The following is a 15,752-nucleotide window of genomic DNA, read 5'->3' as shown; positions in this document are numbered from 1 at the left end:
GCGGCTTGCGGGAGCAGCCGGTCCGGGGTCGGGGGCGGGAGATCAGTCGGGGTGCCGGCCGGGCTCGTCCGCGCCGCTGACGACCGCCGGGGCGGACGCGCTGAGCTGGGAGAGGCCGGGCTGCGGCGGCGTGAGCGCCGTGCCGGAGGTCAGGACGGCGTCGAGGTGCAGCTCGCTGCCGGAGTGCGCGGCGCCGGCACCGGCGGAGCTGCCGCCGTAGCTGCCGCACGGGGCGGTCGGTGCGGGCGGGGGAGCCGCGGGCCCGGGGTCGACCGGCGCGCGCAGCGGGACCACGGGGAGCTCGTCCGGGTCGCTCGACGCGGCGACGGGCACGTGCCCGGAGGAGTGCACGGACGCCGTCCGGTGGGCCACCGGGTGCGGCCGCGGTGCGGTGCCCGCCCGGGTGGGGGTGAGCACCGCACCCTGCGCCGTGAGGGCGATGGGGGCGCACAGCGGCGAGGCGGTGACGACGGGGCCGGTGAGCGGCGCGGGCGCGGGCTTCGGTGCCGCCTGGACCGGAGCCGGGTCCGGCGCGGTGGCCGGCTCCTCCACGACGTGCGCCTTGGGGGCGGTGGGGGCGGTGCCCGGGCGCTCCACGGCCGGGGTGGCGGGAGCCGTGCAGCCGGTCGCGGGCGTCGTGCTCGTGGTGGCCGTGGTCGTGGTGGCCTTGCTCGTGGTGGCCGTGGCTGTGGTCGCTGTGGTCGAGGCCGGCGTTGCGGTGGTGGTCGCCGCCGTGGTGCTCGCTGTGGTGGTCGTCGACGTGGTGCCTGACGTGGTGGTCTTGGTGGTGACCGGGCAGGCGGAGGCCGTGGCCGTGGCGGCCGGAGCCGTGGCCGCCGGGGCGGTCGCGGCCGGGGCCGGCGTGGCCGGGGTCGTGGCCGCCGGGGCCGGCGTCGCGGGTGCAGGGGTCACGGGGGCCGGCGTGGCCGGGGCGGGCGTCGGCGTGGCCGGCGGGGTCGTGCCCTTGCCGTTCCCGCCGGTGGCGGGCGTGCTGCCGGTGCTCGTGCTGCCCTTACCGCCGGTGCTGCTCTGGCCACCTGTGCTGCTCGCGCCACCGCTCGGGACGCCGGTCCCGGTGCCGCCGTTCGCGGTACCGCCGGTGTTGGTGCTGCCGGTGCCGTTGCCGCTGGTCCCGTTGTCCGTCGGGTGCTGGGGCGGCGAGGCAGGGGTGTCGGGGGTGCTCGGCTGCTCGGCCGGCTGCTCGGCCGGCGGCTCGTCGGCGGGAGCCGGCTCGTCGGCGATGTCGTCGGTCGCGGCGTGCTCGGGCTCGTCGGCCGTGACGTCCGCGTCCAGCGCCGGGGCGGCGTCCGGGCCCACGGGGGGCCGGGGCGGGCAGGGCGGGCTCGGGATCCGCGCGGGCACGCCGGGGGCGCAGGCGCCGGGCGTCGGGGCGCCCCCGGAGGTGGACGACGTCCCCTCGTCGGCGCGGGCGGCGCCGGCGACCACGGCCAGGACCAGCCAGGAGGCGACGAGGAGACCGGCCCCGACGAGGGCACGCAGCAGCAGCTCCCGGCCGCGACCGGCAGCAGGAGAGGCGTTCCCCCGCGCCAGGCCGGAGCCGGGAGCTGCGACTGTGCTCCCCCTCAGGCTGTCCACTCTCGTCCTCGTGCTCCCCGTGGTCTCGGAACCGGACTGCACCGCACCTTGTCGGGCCGGAGGCGGCGAGGGGAAGTGCGTAGCGGTGTGAAACGATCTGGACGAGCCTGGGGCGGAGTGTTGGTCACAGGCGGTCACTGACGAAACGCGCGACGCAATGTTGCAGGTCACGGGCGCGATGTCGTCCCGCGTCGGAGCGGTGACAGGTCAGCCGCGGGTGCGCGTGAGCAGCTCGTCGGCCGGTGCGGTGTTGATGACCCGGTCGGCGGTCACGCCGCACTCGACGGCACGCACGCAGCCGTTGTCCTGCCAGTCGAGCTGCCCGGGCGCGTGCGCGTCGGTGTCGATGGAGAAGTCGCAGCCGAGCTCGACGGCGAGGGTCAGCAGCCGGCGCGGCGGGTCGAGCCGCTCAGGGCGGGAGTTGATCTCGACCGCCGTCCCGTGCTCGACGCAGGCGCGGAAGACGGCGTCGGCGTCGAACTCGCTCTCCGGCCGCGGGCGCTGGCTGCCGTTGCGCTGCCGGCGGCCGATGACCAGCCGGCCGGTGCAGTGGCCGAGCACGTCGGTGTGCGGGTTCGCGACGGCGGCGAGCATCCGCTCGGTCATCTGGGCGCGCGGCGCCCGCAGGTCGGAGTGGACGCTCGCGACGACGACGTCCAGCCGGCCGAGCAGCTCGTCGGTCTGGTCCAGCGAGCCGTCGGCGAGGATGTCGACCTCGATGCCGGTGAGGATGCGGAACGGCGCGAGCTCCTCGTTCAGCACCGCCACGACGTCCAGCTGCTGCTCCAGCCGCTCGGGCGTGAGCCCGTTCGCGACCGTCAGCCGGGGGGAGTGGTCGGTGAGCGCCAGGTACTCGTGGCCCAGGTCGATCGCCGTCTCGGCCATCTCCCGGATCGGGCTGCCGCCGTCGGACCAGTCGGAGTGCGCGTGCAGGTCGCCGCGGAGCGCGGCGCGCAGGGCGGCGGCGTCGTCGGCCAGCGGGGCGAGCTCGGCGTGGGAGTCCTCGAGCGCGGCCAGGTAGGCCGGCACCTCGCCGCGGTGCGCCTCGGTGATGACCGCGGCGGTCCTGTCGCCGATGCCCTTGAGGTCGGTGAGCGTCCTCAGGTGCACCCGGCGGTCGAGGTCGGCGTCGTCCAGGGCGGCGACCACCGTGGCCGCCGTCCGGAACGCGTTGACCCGGTAGGACGGCTCGCGGGCGCGCTCCAGGAGGAAGGCGATCCTCCGGAGCGCGCCCGCGGGCGTCAGCGCCCTGTCGTTCAGGACGTGAGCTTCTTCGCCTGCTTGGCGGCCTTCTTCTGGGCCTTGGCCGCCTTCTTCGCTGCCTTCTCGTAGCTGGCCTCGGCGCCGGCGACGACGCTGCCGGCGGTCTGCTTGGCCCGGTAGCCCACCGACGGCTTGCCCTCGGTGTCGACGGCGGCCAGCAGCAGGCCGCCGAACATCGACAGGTTCTTCAGGAAGTTGCTCGTCTGCCCGAACTTCTCCTTCGGGTCGTCGTGCTCCCAGAACCGGTGGCCGGCGAAGGTCGTCGGGACCAGCGACGTGGCCAGCGCCAGCGCGGAGAACCGCGGGAACCGGCCGAGGGCCAGCAGGCTGCCGGCGGTCACGTGCACCCCGGCGTTGACCTTGACCCAGAGCTCGACGTCCTTGGGCACCTCGATGGGCAGCTGCTTGTCGGCGATCTCCGTGATCTGCTCGACGATCGGGGCGGCTCCGGGAACCCGGCTCTGCGGGTTGCGCAGCGTCTGGATGCCCCCGTAGATGAACGTGCCGGCGAGCAGGGGCCGGGCGATCCGGCGGACCAACATGGAGAACCTCTTCCCTCGGTGGCGTCAGCGGGTGATCAGTGCCCGGGCTGCGGCCCGGGCAACCGTTGATCGGCGACGCTAGCGAGGGGGCGGGGTGTCCGCCGGGTGAGCGCGGCGGCTCAGTGCTGGGGCTGGGTGACGTTCCGGCCGACGATGTCGGCGACGGTGAGCTCCGCGGGCAGCCCGGCGAGGTGGTCGGTCATCGGAGCGCGGCGGTCGGCGAGCCGGATGGCGCCGGCGACCACCAGGGCAGCCGCAACGGCGAGGACCATCCACGCGACGGCGATCAGCACGAAGATCACACGTCCTTCCTACTGGTGAGGCCTTGGGGCAGTCCGAGCGTTCCCCGGGCGATTCCTGCCAAAGCCCGGCGAGGCATGTTGGGGTGTCCCTTTCCCCGTGCGGCCTGGCTCACACCTGGCTTCCCGGAAGGGGCGGGAGACTCGTCCTGGGGCCGCTGAGGCGTCCACCCGTACCGACGTCGAGAGGCCGGTTGATGCGCGATCGCACCGCGGCCGTGGTGCTGCGGGCGCGGGTGCTGCTGGTCGCCTATCTCGTCGTCGTCGCGGCGCTGACCGTTGCGCCGTTGGTCGAGCCCTGGGTGCTGTCGACGCTCGTGCGGCTGGTCGGCGAGATCTCCGGCCAGCGCGGGCACCGGACCGGCGTGTGGGTGGAGCGCGGGTCGAACGTCGCGTTGTTCGTGCCGCTGGCGCTGCTGCTGTGCTGGGCGCTGCCGCGGGTGCCGCGGACGGCGGTGTGGCTGGGGTGCGTGCTCGTCTCCGCAGCGGTGGAGCTTGTGCAGTGGGCTTTCCTGCCGGACCGGACGGCGTCCGCGGTCGACGTCGTCACCAACGCCGCGGGGGCGGCCGTCGGGGTGGGGCTGCACTGGCTGCTGACCCGGCGGCGCTGATCTCCTGATCTCCTCGTCGACCTGCTGGAAGTGTCAGAGGGCCGGTCCAGCGTCCGGTTCGTGATCGAGGACTGGGAACCCCCGCTGCCCGAGGGCTGGGTGCTCGATGACGTCTTCGCCGGGGAGCCGGTCGACGACCGGGACACCCGGCTGCTGCTGTCGGGTCCGGACGCACCGCCTGACCCGCTGGCCGAGCGCCGAGGGCCGGGTCAGTCGTAGGGGTTGGTGAGCACGGTGCGCGCCTGCAGCACCGTGAAGGTGATCGGCGGTCCGTCGGTGGTCGTGGTGCCCGGGACGTCCTGCGGTGGGCCGCCGTCGACCGTGAACCGTGCGCCCCAGGTGGTGGTCAGGGAGGCGGTGTAGGTGCCCGACCGGTAGTCGTGGGTAACCGTCTGGTCCGGGTAGGGCCTGCCGGGATCGGTGGTGGTGAGGTCGGTGCCGTCGCCGGTATGCCAGGTGAACCGGGTGGCGGCGGCGCTGATCTGCACGGTGAAGCCGCGGATGTCGACGGTGAACGTCTGCGCCTGCGCGGACTCCGTGTAGAAGATGACCGGCAGCCCCACCAGGCCGTTGCCCGGCGGCTGCTGCTTGGCCACCAGTTCGGGCAGCGGCAGCGTCTGGAAGTACCGGAACACCTCGTCCGGCGACGGCGGCGGATTCAGGTCCGTCACGTCCACGCAGTCTTGCCCGTCATTGACCCAGTTCCCGTACGGAGTTCCCGGCGCAATGGGCATGTTCGGCGAGACGCTATCGACGGCCGGCTGAGTGCCATCTTGGGCCAGTGGCTGAGCCAGCCTCTGACGCTGAATGATGTAAAGACCAATCTGGCGACCCGCGATGACTGGGCAAGCGGCGACGTTGGAGTTGCAGCCACCGACGACTGGATCCGACAGTTCACATGGCGCCCGCATTCGCCAGCGGTAGCGAGGGACGAGTGGCACCGTGTTGGTCGCGGTACGGACGCCTTCTTGCCCAGGGGGAGACACATCGGCCGCCTGCAACAAGACGGACCCGTCATCGAGTCCGGTCTCCAGGCAACCGAACGTGGGGCAGGTCCCGGGGGGAGCCGCATGGGCGCTCGTCGCCAACGACATGTAGGACGCGATGAGCAGAATGACCGCCAGTCCAAGCCGCGACCGCATGCTCATCGTCCGATGGTTAGGTCGGAGACCCGCCAGACCTCGGTTGCCCCCTGCCACGTGAGCGAGACTCCGGAAGCTGGGTATTCGACTGCCTCCGATTTGAGGTCGAGAACCTCTGCGCCGGCTGAATTGAGGATGCGGTAAGGCGCTTGCTCGAAGTTGACAGAGATGTCTACGCGCTGCTCGATGAAAGCGGGTTTCGAAGCCGACCGAAGTGAGATGTCACCGCCGTCGAACCGGTAGCCCTGCTGCCTGTAGTTGGCGATACCGTCTACGAACTGGTCGCAGGTAGTGCAGTTCGCGCTGAACGGGCGGAGATCTTCGGCGTCCATCCGCATTTGAGCACGATTCATAAGTTCTAGGTAGTACTGCACGAATGCCTTAGCGCCGGCTTCAGTCTGCTGCCGGGCCTCTGCGGGCACCGGGAAGTCGGCCGGGCCCAGGGGTGGCAGGGTCTCGCTCGGCGACGCGGCGGTCCGCGAGGTCGACGGCAGGGTCTGGCTGGCCTCCTCGCCGTCCGAGCACCCGGACGCCCCGGCCAGCACCGCAGCACCGACCAGCCCTGCGACCGCCAGTCGCACCCGCCGCATCCGTCGTCCTCCGCTCACCCGGCACGCTGAGTGCGACGGAGACTACGCAGGTCAACGGCTCGCTGTAGACACCCTGTGGACGGAACCGACCCGGTTCAGCGACAGCAGTACACAGTGAGCCGCCGCCGCTTCCGGAACACGAACTCGGCCGCCGCGTCGCCGGTCTCGCCGTCGTAGGCGACCTGCTCCGCCCCCGACACCAGCCGCACCCGCAGCTCCGGCGTCTGGAACTGCTGGTACACCCGCAGGTGCTGGCTCACCCCGAGCAGGCTGCCCAGCACCGCGCGGGTCCGGGCGAACGTCAGGTCGGAACGCAGGTACTGCACGTCCAGCAGCCCGTCCTCCAGCCGCGGCCGCCACGCCGGCGCCAGCCCGCGCGGCTCGTACACCCCGTTCCCGACGAACAGGATCCACGCCGACACCCGCTTCTCGTCGAGCTCCACCTCGACCGGCGACCCGTTCCGCATCACCTGCGCGGCGGCGATCGTCAGCGCCGCCCACTTGCCGATCCGCCCGGCCAGCCGGTCCCGCCGGGCGACCATCTCCGGGTACACCCCGATCGACGCGGTGTTCAGGAACGGCGTGCCGTTCACCTCGGCGACGTCCACCTCCGCCGCTTGGCCGGCCTCGACCGCCGCCGCGGCCTCCGGCGGTGTCGCCACCCCGAGGTCCCGGGCGAAGTGGTTCAGCGTCCCGGCCGGCACCACCGCCAGCGGCAGTCCGTGCTCCAGCGCCACCGCCGCAGCCGCCGCCACGCTCCCGTCCCCACCGGCCACGCCCAGCGCCCGCGCCCGCCCCGACCGCGCCGCCTCGCCCAGCAGCTCGCGCACCCCGGCGTCCTCGCTCAGGGTGAGCACCTCCGCCTCGGGCAGCAGCTCCGCGATGTCGGCCGCCGGGTCGTAGTCCTCCCGCCCCGAGCGCGGGTTCACCGCGACCACCAGCCCGGCCCCGCGGGGCAGCGCCGGCGCCTCGACCGCCGTCCGCACCCGCGCCGGCTCGGTGGGCCGCACCCGCCACCAGTGCTGCGTGGCCAGCGCGACCGACGTCCCCACTGCCATCCCGGCCAGCACGTCACCGGGGTAGTGCACCCCGACGTGCACCCGCGAGTAGCCGACGCCCAGCGCCAGCGGCGCGAGCGCCGCCCCGGCCAGCGGGCTCTCCAGTGCGACGCCGGTTGTGAACGCCGCCGCCGACGCCGAGTGCCCGCTCGGGAACGACCGCGAGCGCGGGTTCGACCGCAGCGCCCGCGACGGCGCGACCGCCGCGTAGTCCGGCCGCGACCGCCGGAAGACCGGCTTGAGGACGGCGTTCGCGAGCGTGCTGGTCAACGCGATCGCCCCCAGCCCCCGGACGGCGGCCCGCCGCAGCCGGCTCGACCCCCGCTGCGCCCCCAGCGCCCCGCCGATCAGCAACCAGAGCTTCCCATTGTCGGCGAACGTCGACAGCCGCCGCAGCCAGCGGTCGACCCGGGTGGTGGGCAGCCGGCCGACCCGCGCGTAGAGCGCGGCGTCCCAGCGGTGGGGGAACGGCACGCCCGGACGCTAGTGGAGTCCCAGCGCGACGAAAACCGAGCGCTGGGACTCCGCTCACACCTTCTGGCGGGCGCGGTAGGCGGCCACGGTCGACCGGCTCGCGCACGTGTTGGAGCAGTACCGGCGGCTCGCGTTGCGCGAGGTGTCCACGTAGACGTTGCCGCACCCCTCGGCCGCGCACACGCCCAGCCGCTGCCAGCCGTGCTGCACGACCACCTGCGACAGCCCCATCGCAACCGTCGTCGTCAGCTGCTCGACCGCGCCGGCGTCGGGGCGCGCGTAGTGCAGGTGCAGCTCGCCGTCGTGGTCGGTCGCGTACGGCCGGGGGGAGGCGAGCGCCAGCAGGTCGTTGAGCCGGTCCCGCACGTCGGGCTCCGACTCGGCCTCCGCGACCCGTCGGATCAGCCCGGACGTCGCGGCCACCGACGCGCGGTCGCCGCTGCTCAGCCGCACCGCCGTCCCCTCGGTGAACCACTCGTGGTGGGCCTCGAGGAAGACCTGGACGGCGTCGGCCGACCCGAGGTCCGCGTTCGCCAGGTCGATGGCCAACTCGACGGCGTTCGACCCGTAGGTGTCGTAGTTCATTTGACTCCCTACCGGAGACTCCGTAGCCTCCGGAATGTGTAGGGGGTCAACGGGCGTTGGCCACCTACGATTCCCGACCTTGCACGACCTGAAGCGAGTTTGAGCATGCGTTCGTACCTCACCGTGTGGCGGTCCCCGTCCGCCCCGGTGCTCCTGCTGGCCGGCTTCGCCGGCCGGTTGCCCTCGTCCATGGTGCCGCTGGCGCTGCTGCTGATGGTGCAGCAGAGCAGCGGTTCCTTCGCGATGGCGGGCGCCGTCTCGGCCACCTACGGCATCGCGACCGCGGCGATGGCGCCGGTCCTCGGCCGCCTCGCCGACCGCCGCAGCCCCCGCAACGTCCTGCTGGTGCAGGCCGTGGCGTACCCGTTCCTGCTCGTGCTGGCCGCGGTCGCCGTGCTCACCGATGCGCCTTTCGGCCTGGTGCTCGCCGCCTCGGCGGGCGTCGGTGTCGGCACCCCGCTGATCTCCGGCACCGTGCGGGCGCTGTGGTCGCGGGCCGACCTGCGCATCCGCCCGACCGCCTTCGCCCTCGACGCGACGGCGACCGAGCTGGTGTTCGTCGCCGGCCCCGCCGTCGTCGCCGCGCTCGCCTTCCTCGCCAGCCCGGTGATCGCGCTCGCCGTCGCGGGGGTGTTCGGTGTCGCCGGCGCGGCCGCGGTCGCGCTGAGCAAGCCGATGCGTGCCTGGGTGGTGCCGGTCGTGGCCGAGCGGCGTCCGCTGTTCGGCACGGTCGCCGCGCCCGGCATGCCGCGGGTGCTGCTCAGCGGCACCGGCCTGATGCTCGGCATCGGCATCCTCGAGGTGAGCCTGCCCGCCTTCGCCGAGGAGTCCGGCGCCCCGGGCATGTCCGGCCTGCTGCTCGCGGTCTGGTCGCTCGGCTCGGCCGTCGGTGGCCTCTGGTTCGGCGCCCGGGTGCTCAGCACCACGCTGCCGCGGCAGTACCGCTGGGGCCTGCTCGGCGTGACGATCGGCATGGCGCCGCTCGCCGCCGTCGGCAACCCGCTGCTGCTGGGCCTGCTGCTCTTCCTGGGCGGGACGGCGATCGCGCCGACCCTCACCGTGCAGAGCTCGCTGGTCGGGGCGATCGCCCCCGCATCGGCCAGCACCGAGGCCTTCACCTGGCTGTCGACGGTCTCCTTCGGCGCCTCGGCGATCGGCGCCGCCATCGGTGGCGCGGTCATCGACGGCACCTTCGGCGTCAACGGCGCCCTGGTCGCGGCCACCGTCGCGGCCGCGCTCGGTGTCGCGGTCACCCTGCTGCCCGGTCGCCGTCCGGCCCCGCGCCGGGCGGTCGAGCGGGACGTCGTCGCCGTCTGACGAGGAGCTCGGCTCCCGCCGGGGGGACCCGGTGGGAGCCGCTCCGGAGGGGCTGGTAAGGTTTCTTCTCGGCGGTTACGGGGAGACCCGAGACCCCGGGAGGCTTCGCCTAGTCCGGTCTATGGCGCCGCACTGCTAATGCGGTTTGGGGTAACCCCCCATCCCGGGTTCAAATCCCGGAGCCTCCGCGCACCACAACTGAACACGCAGTACACGCACCCGTAGCTCAACGGATAGAGCATCTGACTACGGATCAGAAGGTTAGGGGTTCGAATCCCTTCGGGTGCACGTCTGGTTGAGACAGCGACGGCCCCGCACTCCTGAGGGAGTGCGGGGCCGTTCGTGTTCCTGCGCGCGCGGCGGCGGGGCCGGAGGGGCGGCCTACCCTCGGCTGGTGAGCACCGACGTCGACGTCACCGAGATCGACTGGGCCGGCACCTACCGGTTCCAGGCCCCCGTGCTGCGGCCGGCCAGCATCGCCGAGCTGCAGGACGTCGTCCGCACGAACGCGTACGTGCGCGCGCTGGGCACCCGGCACACCTTCAACGGCCTGGCCGACTCCCCGGGCGTGCTGGTCGAGACCGGCGGCATCGCCCCGGACGTCCAGGTGGACGCCGACGCGCGCACGGTCACCGTCGGCGCCGGCACCCAGTACGGCGAGCTCGCCCGCGAGCTGGACCGGCAGGGCTGGGCGCTGTTCAACCTCGGCTCGCTGCCGCACATCTCCGTCGCCGGCGCGGTGGCCACCGGCACCCACGGATCCGGCAACACCAACCCGGTGCTGGCCACCGCCGTCCGGGCGATCGAGTACGTCGACGCGGACGGCGAGCTGCGCACCGTCCGCGCCGGTGACGAGCACTTCGGCGGTCTGGTCGTCGCGCTCGGCGCCTACGGCGTCGTCGTCCGGCTGACCCTGGCGATCGAGCCCGCCTACCAGGTCCGGCAGGACGTGTACCGCGGCATGCCGTGGACGGCGCTGGAGGACTGGGCTGCGGTGCAGGGCGCCGGCTACAGCGTCAGCGGGTTCACCCTCTACGACCCGGCGGCCCTCGGTCACGTGTGGGTCAAGCGCCGGGCCGACCAGCTCGACGGCGGGGTCCCCGACACCCTCGCCGGCGCCACCCGCGACCCGGTCTCGGCCGACTGGCTCACCGAGGACATCCGCGGCAACGTCACCGTGCAGGGCGGCGAGCCCGGCCCGTGGTGGCAGCGGCTGCCGCACTTCCGCTTCGACGCCATGCCCAGCAACGGCGACGAGATCCAGTCCGAGTACTTCGTCGAGCGCTCCCGCACCGCCGAGGCCATCGCCGCCGTCAAGGGCGTCGCCGACCGCTTCCGCGACGTGATCATGGTCGGCGAGCTGCGCAGCGCCGCCGCCGACGACCTGTGGCTGAGCCCCGCGTTCGGCCGGGACACCGGCATCCTGCACTTCACCTGGCACAAGGTCGACGAGGTCTACTCGACCGCCGTGCCCGCGGTGGAGGAGGCGCTGGCCGGCCTCGACGCCCGCCCGCACTGGGGCAAGGTGCACGGCTACGACACCGCGGCGATGGAGCGGGCCTACCCGAACCTGCCGCGGGCCCGCGCGCTGTTCGACTCCCTCGACCCGGCCGGCAAGTTCTCCTCGCCGATGCTCGAGCGGCTCGGGGTGCGCTCACCCCGCTGACGCCCCTCGGGGCGTCGTGGCGGGCGGGGGGCCGGTCGCTGCGGTCTGGCCGCGTTGGTCGATCCGCCCAGCAGTGGACGGCCACTCGTTCCCGGCACCCCCCACCCGCACGCCTACTGTGACCCAGGCCACAGTCCGGCGTCAAGAGCGGGCCGGGGTGTCGCGGCTCAGCGGCGGACGAGCACCTCGGGGGTGAGCTGGTCGACCGACGTCAGCCCGGCCAGGCCCAGCGACAGGTCGAACTCCCCGATCACGTTGTCGACGACCTGGCGGACGCCGTCCTCACCGGCCACCCCCAGCCCGAACGCGAACGGCCGGCCCAGCAGCGCCGCCCGGGCCCCCAGCGCGACCGCGACCGGCACGTCGGCGCCGCTGCGCACCCCGCTGTCGAACAGCACCGGCACCCGCCCCCCGACCACCTCGACCACGCCGGGCAGCGCGTCGAGCGCCGCGATCGAGCGGTCCACCTGCCGGCCGCCGTGGGTGCTCACCACCAGCCCGTCGACGCCCTCGTCGACCGCGCGCCGGGCGTCGTCGGGGTGCAGGACGCCCTTGAGCACCACCGGCAGCCGGGTGTGCTCCCGGAGGAAGGCGAGGTCCGCCCAGGTGATCGAGGGCCGGGAGTAGATCGCCAGGAACGTCTCGACAGCGGCCCGCGGCAGCGGCGAGCGCAGCGCCTCGCGGAACGGCGTGCCGGTGCCCCGCGACCACGCCCGGGCCATGCCGACCAGCGCCCGGACGGCGGCCGGCGTGGGCCGCGGCTGCGGATCGCGGCCGGTGCCCGCCGCCGCGGCCCGCTCGCGCACCAGCCGCTGGAACACCGGGTCGGAGACGTACTGCGCGATGCCCTTGCCCAGCGCGAACGGCAGGTGGCCGAGGTCGAGGTCGCGGGGCCGCCAGCCGAGCATCGTGGTGTCGAGGGTGACGACGACGGCCTCGCAGCCGGCCGCCTCCGCCCGCGACAGCAGGCTCGCCACCAGCTCGTCGGACGTCGACCAGTACAGCTGCATCCACCGCGGGCTGGTGCCCATCGCCGCTGCGGTGGTCTCCATCGGCACCGACGCCTGGTTGGAGAAGACCATCGGCACCCCCGTCGCCGCTGCAGCGCGGGCGACGGCGAGGTCGGCCTCCGGGTGCACCAGCTCCAGCGCCCCCACCGGCCCGAGCAGCAGCGGGGCCGGCAGCCGGCGTCCGAACAGCTCGACCGACGTGTCGCGCACGCTGACGTCGCGCAGCACCCGGGGCACCACCGCCCACCGGTCGAAGGCGGCGCGGTCGGCCCGCTGGGTGTCCTCGTCGCCCGCCCCGCCGGCCACGTAGCCGTACGCCCGGGCGTCCAGCCGCCGCTTCGCCTCGCGGGCCAGCGCCCGGTACACGGTGGGCACCCGGGGGATGCGGCCGTAGACCCCCGCCCGGTAGATCGCGTCCTGCCGCTGCCGCCCGGTCCCCGCCGCTGAGGTCACCCGGCCACCGTAGTGAGCGGCGTCGCACGGGGCGCCCGCCGGCCGACACGCCGCGGGCGGCGACACGCCGCCGACACGCGTGTGACGGGTGTGGCGGAACGGCACGGCGCAGGTCGGCCGGGGAATGGTCGGGGCAGTTGCTGGGCAGGCAGGAGTCGCGGAGGCCGCACGGGGCGGCCGCCGCAGCGCCCAGGAGCGGCGCCGAGGACGGGGGAGTGCCGTGCCGACAGCCACCCGGGGGCGCGCCCCCAGCCGGGGCGTGCTCGCCCGCGCCGCGCTGCCGGCGACCGTGCTCGGCGCCTCCGTCGCCGCCGCCGTCACCGCCGGGGTCGCCCTCGCCGGCCCGGCCGCCGCCCTCGAGGACCCCCGCCGGCCCGCCGTCGAGGTCACCGCCGGCCCCAGCTGCGGACCGGCCGTCGTCCGGGTGCAGGTCACCAACGGCCGCACGGCGCAGCACGTCGCCCTGGTCTTCGACGGCACCGCCGTGCAGCAGGAGGCCGACCTCGGCCCCGGCGAGCAGGTGGAGCTGGGCAGCGCGGACGTCGACTGGGGGGTCACCGTCGACGTCTCCGTCACCGCCGTGGCCGCCGACGGCGCAGCGCCCGAGCCGGTGGAGCTGGGCACCTACACCCGCCCGGCGCAGGCCGACTGCGACGCCGTGTCGGCCCCGACCACCGACGTCGTCCCCACGCCGGAGGACGTGCCGCCGGCCGCGCCGACGACCGGCACCGCCGAGCCGGCCCCGCCGGCGACCACCTCGGCGCCGACCACCCCGGGCGGCTCCGCCACGCCCTCGGCGCCGCGCACCCCGTCGGCGCCGGCCAGCTCCGCACCGGGCAGCTCCGACAGCTCGGGCAGCTCTGCGCCGGGCAGCTCGGCCGGCGGCGGCGCCAGCAGCTCCTCCGGCGGCACGGTCGCCCCGGGCGGCGTGGTGCGGGTGCGGGCCACCGGCTTCACCCCCGGTGAGCAGGTGACGGTGAGCCTGGCCGGCCGCACCGCCCCGCTCGCCACCGTCGCGGCCGGCCGGGACGGCAGCGTCGAGGCCGTCGTCCAGATCCCGCGGGCCGCGTCGACCGGCACCGCCGACGTCCGGCTCGTCGGTGCCGACTCCGCCGCGACCGCCGGCCTGGCGCTGCAGGTCGCCGCCCGCAGCGCGCCCGTCGGCGCCGCGCCCGCGTCGTCCCCGCCGGTGGCGACGATGGCCGGCGTCGCCCTGCTCGTGGCCGCCGGCGGGCTGGGGATCTCCGCGCTCCGGCGGCCGCGGGACGGCGAGCAGGCCGCCGACCTGGGACGCTGAGCCCGTGGACGCCGATCGCGAACCCGGAGCGGTCTCCGACGACGCCCCGCCGCGGGGTGTGCCGCGCGACGTGCGGGGGCTGTCCGGCGCCGGCCCGACCGCGCCGGAGACCTGGCTGCGGATCGTGCAGGTGCACGACCGGATCACCCGCCGCGTCGACTCCGCGCTGCACCGCCAGCACGGCCTGTCGCTCACCGGTTTCGAGGTGCTGCGCCGGATCGCCGAGTCGCCCGGCGAGGGCGCGCCGATGGGCGACCTCGCCGAGGCCGTCGGGCTGTCCCGGCCGGGGATCACCAGCACGGTGAACCGGCTGGTCGCCGACGACCTGGTCACCCGGGAACGCCTGGGCGGCGACCGGCGGCTGCTGTTCGCCCGGCTCACCGACGCCGGCCGGGAGCGGGTGCGCGCCGCGGCCCGCACCCACGACGACCTGGTCGCCCACCTGCTCACCCTGCTCGGCGACGACGCCGGCGTGGTCACCGACGCGCTGGCCCGCGTCTCCGCCGCCGCCCGCCGCCCCCGCTGACCCGCGCGTTCACCCGTTCGGGTGGGTCTCGCGCAGGCGTGCGGGAATCCGTGGACCGGGCGTTCCGGATCCCCTAGCGTCCGCCCCGCTCGCGACCCGGAGGTGGGACGCCGTTCGACGGGGGACCCGTGCTCCATCTCCGCTCGCTCACCGGGCTGCGCTTCGTCGCCGCGCTGCTCGTCGTGCTGTGCCACTGCTCGCAGTACGTCTCCGGGCTGGAGCCCGCCCAGGGCGTCGTCGCGCTGGGGTACGTCGGTGTGACCTTCTTCTTCGTCCTGTCCGGGTTCGTGCTGGCCTGGACCGCCCGGGACGGCGACACCGCCGGCCGGTTCTACTGGCGCCGGTTCTCCCGGGTCTGGCCGCTCACCGCGGTCAGCACCGTGCTGGCGGCCGGCGTCCTCGTGCTCGAGGGCACCCGCCAGTCGCTGCCGAGGTTCGGCGTCTCGCTGGCCCTGCTGCAGTCGTGGTTCCCGGCGGAGGACTGGCACGACGCCTACAACGGGGTCACCTGGTCGCTGTCGGACGAGGCGTTCTTCTACGCGCTGTTCCCGGTGGCGTTCCTGGTCCTGCGACGCCTGCCGCTGCGCCGCTCCGCCATCGTGCTGGTCGGGCTCGCCGTGGCCGGGACCGCGCTGGTCGTCGGCCTCGCCCCCGTCCTGGCCCCGCTGGCCGGGATCCCGGCGGACGGGTTCCGCGACTTCCTGCTGTACGTCTTCCCGCCGTTCCGGCTGCTTGAGTTCCTGCTGGGCGTCGTGCTGGCCCTGGCGGTCAAGCGCGGCTGGCGGCCGGCGCTCACCTTCCGCCAGGCCACCTGGCTGACCGCGGGCACCTACGCGGCGCTCTGCGTCCTCGCCCTGGCCGTCGGTCACGGGCACGTGCTGGCGTTCCCGCTCGGCATCGCCGACCTGGGCATGCTGGTGCCGCTGGCCCTGCTGATCGCCAGCGCGGCCGCGCGCGACCTGGACGGGCTGCGGCCCACCCCGATGGCCCGGCGGAGCATGGTGCGGCTCGGGCAGTGGTCGTTCGCGCTGTACCTGCTGCACGAGCTGGTCCTCCGGGTCACCGGTCAGCTGATGGACGACGGGACGCTCGCCACCTCCCTGCTCCGCCTGGTGGTGTCGCTGGCGGTGTCGATCGCGCTGGCCGCCCTCGCCTACGAGCTGTTCGAGCGGCCGGTCGAGCGGTTGCTGCGCAGCCTGGGCGGCCGGCGGGCCGCCGCGCCCGCACCCGCGCCCGCCGCCGGGGCCTGACCCCTCCCCACTTTCCGCGCCGAAACCGGGAACGCTTTCCGCGCCGGAAGTGGGGTCGGGAACACGCCGATGA

The 15,752-nt window shown here is 74.7% G+C and carries 16 protein-coding genes and 2 tRNA genes; 9 read left to right on the top strand and 9 right to left on the bottom strand.

The window, feature by feature from the left end:
• Nucleotides 1-42: 42 nt before the first annotated feature.
• From AB0J00_RS15635 to AB0J00_RS15620, 4 genes are all read right to left on the bottom strand, one after another.
• Nucleotides 43-1,596, bottom strand: coding sequence for a hypothetical protein (locus AB0J00_RS15635; protein ID WP_357746123.1), 1,554 nt, complete (start codon nucleotides 1,594-1,596; stop codon nucleotides 43-45).
• Between the two features lie 207 nt (nucleotides 1,597-1,803).
• Nucleotides 1,804-2,841 (bottom strand): PHP domain-containing protein, encoded by a 1,038-nt coding sequence (locus tag AB0J00_RS15630; RefSeq protein ID WP_357746262.1) that lies wholly within the window; start codon nucleotides 2,839-2,841, stop codon nucleotides 1,804-1,806.
• Between the two features lie 11 nt (nucleotides 2,842-2,852).
• Entirely contained in the window at nucleotides 2,853-3,401 is a 549-nt protein-coding gene (locus tag AB0J00_RS15625; protein WP_357746121.1) for a DoxX family protein, read from the bottom strand.
• 119 nt (nucleotides 3,402-3,520) lie between these two features.
• On the bottom strand, nucleotides 3,521-3,703 hold the full coding sequence (locus AB0J00_RS15620; RefSeq protein ID WP_357746119.1) for a hypothetical protein: 183 nt from the start codon (nucleotides 3,701-3,703) through the stop codon (nucleotides 3,521-3,523).
• 194 nt (nucleotides 3,704-3,897) lie between these two features.
• Here AB0J00_RS15620 and AB0J00_RS15615 point away from each other — a divergent pair, with 194 nt between their 5' ends.
• Entirely contained in the window at nucleotides 3,898-4,311 is a 414-nt protein-coding gene (locus tag AB0J00_RS15615) for a VanZ family protein (protein WP_357746116.1), read from the top strand.
• A 60-nt stretch (nucleotides 4,312-4,371) separates the two neighbouring features.
• Nucleotides 4,372-4,530: a hypothetical protein gene (locus AB0J00_RS15610; protein ID WP_357746114.1), complete on the top strand. Its 159-nt coding sequence runs from the start codon at nucleotides 4,372-4,374 to the stop codon at nucleotides 4,528-4,530.
• Here the strand turns inward: AB0J00_RS15610 and AB0J00_RS15605 are convergent.
• The 4 genes from AB0J00_RS15605 to AB0J00_RS15590 all read right to left on the bottom strand — a co-directional run bounded on the left by AB0J00_RS15605 (nucleotide 4,521) and on the right by AB0J00_RS15590 (nucleotide 8,160).
• Nucleotides 4,521-4,982, bottom strand: coding sequence for a hypothetical protein (locus AB0J00_RS15605; RefSeq protein WP_357746111.1), 462 nt, complete (start codon nucleotides 4,980-4,982; stop codon nucleotides 4,521-4,523). The two genes, AB0J00_RS15610 and AB0J00_RS15605, sit on opposite strands and share 10 nt — an antisense overlap.
• 473 nt (nucleotides 4,983-5,455) lie before the next feature.
• Nucleotides 5,456-6,034, bottom strand: coding sequence for a DUF6318 family protein (locus AB0J00_RS15600; RefSeq protein WP_357746109.1), 579 nt, complete (start codon nucleotides 6,032-6,034; stop codon nucleotides 5,456-5,458).
• Nucleotides 6,035-6,138: 104 nt separating this feature from the next.
• Nucleotides 6,139-7,575, bottom strand: a complete 1,437-nt coding sequence (locus AB0J00_RS15595; RefSeq protein ID WP_357746106.1) for a phosphatase PAP2 family protein — start codon at nucleotides 7,573-7,575, stop codon at nucleotides 6,139-6,141.
• Between the two features lie 54 nt (nucleotides 7,576-7,629).
• Nucleotides 7,630-8,160: a CGNR zinc finger domain-containing protein gene (locus tag AB0J00_RS15590; protein WP_357746104.1), complete on the bottom strand. Its 531-nt coding sequence runs from the start codon at nucleotides 8,158-8,160 to the stop codon at nucleotides 7,630-7,632.
• Between the two features lie 105 nt (nucleotides 8,161-8,265).
• Between AB0J00_RS15590 and AB0J00_RS15585 the strand changes: the two genes are divergently transcribed.
• The 4 genes from AB0J00_RS15585 to AB0J00_RS15570 all read left to right on the top strand — a co-directional run bounded on the left by AB0J00_RS15585 (nucleotide 8,266) and on the right by AB0J00_RS15570 (nucleotide 11,143).
• Nucleotides 8,266-9,477 (top strand): MFS transporter, encoded by a 1,212-nt coding sequence (locus AB0J00_RS15585; RefSeq protein WP_357746101.1) that lies wholly within the window; start codon nucleotides 8,266-8,268, stop codon nucleotides 9,475-9,477.
• Nucleotides 9,478-9,575: 98 nt separating this feature from the next.
• Nucleotides 9,576-9,665: transfer RNA gene (locus tag AB0J00_RS15580), tRNA-Ser, on the top strand.
• Nucleotides 9,666-9,692: 27 nt separating this feature from the next.
• Nucleotides 9,693-9,765: transfer RNA gene (locus AB0J00_RS15575), tRNA-Arg, on the top strand.
• 106 nt (nucleotides 9,766-9,871) lie between these two features.
• Nucleotides 9,872-11,143: an FAD-binding protein gene (locus AB0J00_RS15570; RefSeq protein WP_357746098.1), complete on the top strand. Its 1,272-nt coding sequence runs from the start codon at nucleotides 9,872-9,874 to the stop codon at nucleotides 11,141-11,143.
• Nucleotides 11,144-11,310: 167 nt separating this feature from the next.
• On the opposite strand, the gene AB0J00_RS15565 is transcribed toward AB0J00_RS15570, so the two are convergent.
• Nucleotides 11,311-12,606: an alpha-hydroxy-acid oxidizing protein gene (locus AB0J00_RS15565; RefSeq protein ID WP_357746095.1), complete on the bottom strand. Its 1,296-nt coding sequence runs from the start codon at nucleotides 12,604-12,606 to the stop codon at nucleotides 11,311-11,313.
• Nucleotides 12,607-12,826: 220 nt separating this feature from the next.
• On the opposite strand from AB0J00_RS15565, the gene AB0J00_RS15560 reads away from it, so the two are divergent.
• From AB0J00_RS15560 to AB0J00_RS15550, 3 genes are all read left to right on the top strand, one after another.
• Entirely contained in the window at nucleotides 12,827-13,903 is a 1,077-nt protein-coding gene (locus AB0J00_RS15560) for a hypothetical protein (RefSeq protein ID WP_357746093.1), read from the top strand.
• Nucleotides 13,904-13,907: 4 nt separating this feature from the next.
• Nucleotides 13,908-14,429: a MarR family winged helix-turn-helix transcriptional regulator gene (locus AB0J00_RS15555; protein WP_357746091.1), complete on the top strand. Its 522-nt coding sequence runs from the start codon at nucleotides 13,908-13,910 to the stop codon at nucleotides 14,427-14,429.
• 128 nt (nucleotides 14,430-14,557) lie between these two features.
• Nucleotides 14,558-15,679 (top strand): acyltransferase, encoded by a 1,122-nt coding sequence (locus tag AB0J00_RS15550; RefSeq protein WP_357746088.1) that lies wholly within the window; start codon nucleotides 14,558-14,560, stop codon nucleotides 15,677-15,679.
• Nucleotides 15,680-15,752 lie beyond the last annotated feature (73 nt).

Origin of the sequence: Modestobacter sp. NPDC049651, from assembly GCF_040659695.1 — a bacterium.
In the GTDB taxonomy this organism is placed as follows: Bacteria; Actinomycetota; Actinomycetes; order Mycobacteriales; family Geodermatophilaceae; genus Modestobacter.
The sequence above is the reverse complement of the archived record's forward strand: the minus strand, read 5'-3'. Positions and strand labels throughout refer to the sequence as shown.

Excerpts from the sequence above, each read along its gene's own strand:
- AB0J00_RS15625 (WP_357746121.1), bottom strand. The coding sequence starts at position 3,401 with ATGTTGGTCCGCCGGATCGCCCGGCCCCTGCTCGCCGGCACGTTCATC.
- AB0J00_RS15615 (WP_357746116.1), top strand. The coding sequence starts at position 3,898 with ATGCGCGATCGCACCGCGGCCGTGGTGCTGCGGGCGCGGGTGCTGCTG.
- AB0J00_RS15590 (WP_357746104.1), bottom strand. The coding sequence starts at position 8,160 with ATGAACTACGACACCTACGGGTCGAACGCCGTCGAGTTGGCCATCGAC.
- AB0J00_RS15585 (WP_357746101.1), top strand. The coding sequence starts at position 8,266 with ATGCGTTCGTACCTCACCGTGTGGCGGTCCCCGTCCGCCCCGGTGCTC.